Origin of the sequence: Yinghuangia aomiensis, assembly GCF_039542225.1 — a bacterium.
Lineage (GTDB): Bacteria > Actinomycetota > Actinomycetes > Streptomycetales > Streptomycetaceae > Yinghuangia > Yinghuangia aomiensis.
On the sequence record NZ_BAABHS010000081.1, the window covers coordinates 1 to 3,521 of the forward strand.

The following is a 3,521-nucleotide window of genomic DNA, read 5'->3' on the forward strand; positions in this document are numbered from 1 at the left end:
CCCGCCGTTCCAGCACCGCCTCGGCCTCCCGCAACGCGACCCCGACCCGGTCCGCCTCCGCCCGAAGCTCCTCCACCCGAACCCGGGCAGCGATCTCCCGCTCCTCCAACAACCCCATCACCGACGGGCACAAACACCCCCGCGCAAGAGACGACACCGACGCGTCATCCCTCCCGCACAACAACCCACTTCATACCTGACCAGCGAAAACGCACACCGAACTCTCGGAAAGGCAACGGCTTCTTAGATGCACGTGAACTGGCAAGATACTGCGGGCACTTGACTGGGGGTCAAGGGGTCGCAGGTTCAAATCCTGTCGCCCCGACCAGCGTTTACGCAGGTCGGAGGCCGTTCTCTCCACACGGAGGGGGCGGCCTTTTCGGTGTCTGGGGGCGTGGTGGTCGCAGGGTGGTCGCGGTCCGGCGCCGGCCGCCGAGCCCCGTTCATGAACTCACCGTCGAACAAGGTGAGATCAGCCGCTCCGACTCCTCTGCCCGCGTCCTCTGGTGGTCGCAGGGTGGTCGCGGGCTCGAACGGAGGCCGAGCAGCGGCGCGGCGGGGGTCCATCAAATTGGTGACTTGCTGTAGCCATCCGCGGGGCTCCGGCGGCAGCGCGCCGCGCGCACCCGGCAGCACGCCGCCGTTTGTGAGGTGTTCCTCCGCTTGGGCGAGGACGCGCTGGATGGTGACGACCGCAGCGCGCGCGGCGGGCCTCGTGAGATGGGCGTAGATGTTCGCCGTCGTCGACAGAGTCGAGTGCCGCAGCGTCTTGGACACCACCACGAGCGGAACCCCCGCGGCGATCGTGAGGGTCGCGGCCAAGTGCCGCAGGTCGTGCATCGTGATCCGCGGCAACCCGACCTCGGCGGACAGCCGCCGGAATCGGTCGAGAAGCGTCTGTGGCCGGAGCGGACGCCCGTCCGGGCGGGTGAACACCAGATCGGCGAACTGCCCACTTCGCGGATCGGCCGCGTCGCGGCGCTGCTCGGCGGCCCTGCGCCGCAATGCCTCGCCGACGCGTCCCGAAATGGCCACCCAATTCCGGCTGTTGCGGGTCTTCGGGGACGTGATGACCAGACGATTGCTGTCCACGCACGACAGGGTGTAGCGGACGTAGAGCACGCCCGCGTCCAAGTGCACGTCGTCCCAATGCGGGCCCAGGGCTTCGCCCTTGCGCATCCCGGTCCCGATCAGGACCTCGCAAAGATCCGCCAACAACGGGTCGTGCACATGTGCGTACTCCAGGAACCGGGCCGCTTCGTCGGCCGTCCACACGACCCGCTGGGGGCTCGGCGGCCGACGCATCACCGGCGGGCTCGCCGGGTTCGACGCCAACCGGTGGTGCCGAACGGCGTCACCCGACGCGCTGGAAAGGGTCGCCAGGCACCGGTACACGGTGGTGCGGCCGCGCCCTGCCGCGAGCTGCCGGCGCACCAGAGCCAGGATCTGCCGATGCCCCAGGTCGTCCAACCGCAACGCGCCCAGGCTCGGGATCAAGTCGTTGGTCACGTAGTCGCAGTAGCGGGCATACGTCGTGGGCTTCAGCGTGAGTTCTTTCGCCCCCAGCCAGCCCTCGAGGTACTCCTCGACCGTCTGATCGGGATCGGCGTCGTAGCCCCCCGCCTCACCGTCGAGGACACGCCGCAACGCCATCCTGGCCGCCGACTCGCTACCGAACCCACTCCGCCGCATCGTCGTGCGGACACCACGCGGGGCTGCAACATCGACCGCGAACGCCCACGTCCCATGCGCAGGGTCGGAGGCCAGTCTGGGGCAGTGCGCACCGAGCTGGCGCCGATCGGAGTCACGGCAGCCGCAGCGCCGGTAGACACGGCCACGGGTGGAGGAACGCATGGTGATCGCCTCCGGTGGAGCAGGTCGCTAACCAGGAAGAAATCCCAGGTCATCACCCTCTTTTTGTCTGGACCATAGAGGCGATAGCCCAGACGTCAGCACGCGGGGGCCCATTTCGGGACCACGTAAACCCGCTCCGATGGTCAAGTGGTCCAGTGACGGAGAGTGTCGCGGCCAGCCCCGTAGGTCATGCATCTTGAAGCGCGGCAGGTCACGCCTCCGCCAGAACCGGTCCGGCAGGGTCATTGGCCGGCCGGCCGACACTGCCAATGCCGACGACGCGCGAGGAACTCCGCGATTCGAGCGCATGCGGAAAATTGCTGCGTGTTCGCTTTCCGCGCGGGACACGGGGGTGCCCGTGCCCCGCGCGGATAGCCATGGATTCATGCTGCCTGCGAGGCCCGTCCACGGCCCGGCTCGTTCCGCATGTGCGGAGGGACGATCCACCGGGGACGGTTGGTCCAGACGACGACGACCTGGAGCACCACAGCCAGCATCGTCGCTACCACGCAGCCCATGGACACCCAGAGAGCGTCGCTGCCCCACAAGGCACTGGCCACGAAGGCCAGTCCCAAGAAACCGCTCTGGGCACTGGTTAGGGCGAGCGCGCGGACCAGGCCCCTCTTTGTCTCGGCATTAAAGGGGAACGGATTGAAGGCGATCTGGGCATACCGGATGTAGCCAGGATCGTTCCACACTCGGGCCGTGAGCCAGGCCGTTCCGGCGCAGCTTGCCAGCCCGAATGCTGCGATCAGATAGTCCATTGCCCTGTTCTTTCGCACATATGATCGATGGTCATCCGAAGAGCTTGTTCCATGTGCCTTCCACCCAATCGCCCACCTTACCGCTGGCAACTGTGCCGACGACCGCCCCGGCCAATCCCCCCGCAGCGGTGCCGATGGCAGTCCCGGGCCCAGGCGCAATGGCGGTCCCGATGCCTGCGCCCCAACCTGCACCCGCCGACGTGAAGCCCCAGACCGTGACACCCTGCGCGGCTGTCTTGGTAGTCGCCAGGGCTAGGTTTCCATCGGCGCTCTTGTAGTTGGAATAGAGGCTTGCGGCGGTGCCGATGATGAACAGTCCCTTGCCTGCGTTCTGCAGCTTGATGTTGCTGGAGGCGTTGGCGAAGGAACGAACGAGGGGCGTCCCCGTGATGCGCGTATTGATCCAGATCGCCCGGGTCGTCTGCGCCGCCGTCAGCGGCATACGCGACGTGGGCCCCCACAAGCCCTCGGCGAAACCGTCGGAGGCTTCCATGATGGAGCCGCCGATCGGGTCGAGGCTGCTGACGGCCGTGCACGCCGCGTTGGTGAAGAAGCCGTTCAACTCGCAGTCCGGTGTGTACCCGAGGAACTTCGGCGTCGGGCGCTCGGCCGCGGGCGGCTTCGCGATACCCGCCGGTGCGGGTGCCTTCGGCGCGGCGGGCTGGAAGTAGTACGGGACCTGGCTTGCGCTCCGGCCCTTTTTGCCGGGCAGGTAGGACGGTGTGACTACACGTCCGGACGGGGTGGACTGGACTTCGACCGGATTCTTGTAGTCCGGGTGTGTCAAGTAGATGGTGTAAACGGGTAGTTGATGTTGGTTGTTAGTGGGTGGTGCGGATGAGGCGGCCTTCGAAGGTGATTTCGAAGGCGTTGAGGGCGGGCTTCCAGCGTTTGGCCCAGCGG

General features: G+C 67.1%; 3 protein-coding genes. All 3 read right to left on the reverse strand.

Annotation, left to right across the window (positions count from 1 at the left end):
- Positions 1–306 precede the first annotated feature (306 nt).
- The 3 genes from ABEA93_RS41860 to ABEA93_RS41870 all read right to left on the reverse strand — a co-directional run bounded on the left by ABEA93_RS41860 (position 307) and on the right by ABEA93_RS41870 (position 3,405).
- On the reverse strand, positions 307–1,653 hold the full coding sequence (locus tag ABEA93_RS41860) for a tyrosine-type recombinase/integrase (protein WP_345681267.1): 1,347 nt from the start codon (positions 1,651–1,653) through the stop codon (positions 307–309).
- A gap of 584 nt (positions 1,654–2,237) precedes the next feature.
- Entirely contained in the window at positions 2,238–2,618 is a 381-nt protein-coding gene (locus ABEA93_RS41865; RefSeq protein WP_345681268.1) for a hypothetical protein, read from the reverse strand.
- A gap of 31 nt (positions 2,619–2,649) precedes the next feature.
- Entirely contained in the window at positions 2,650–3,405 is a 756-nt protein-coding gene (locus ABEA93_RS41870) for a hypothetical protein (RefSeq protein ID WP_345681269.1), read from the reverse strand.
- Positions 3,406–3,521: the final 116 nt, after the last annotated feature.

Bases quoted from the DNA above. Each gene is read 5' to 3' on its own strand.
- ABEA93_RS41865 (WP_345681268.1), bottom strand. From the start codon at position 2,618: ATGGACTATCTGATCGCAGCATTCGGGCTGGCAAGCTGCGCCGGAACG.
- ABEA93_RS41860 (WP_345681267.1), bottom strand. From the start codon at position 1,653: ATGGCGTTGCGGCGTGTCCTCGACGGTGAGGCGGGGGGCTACGACGCC.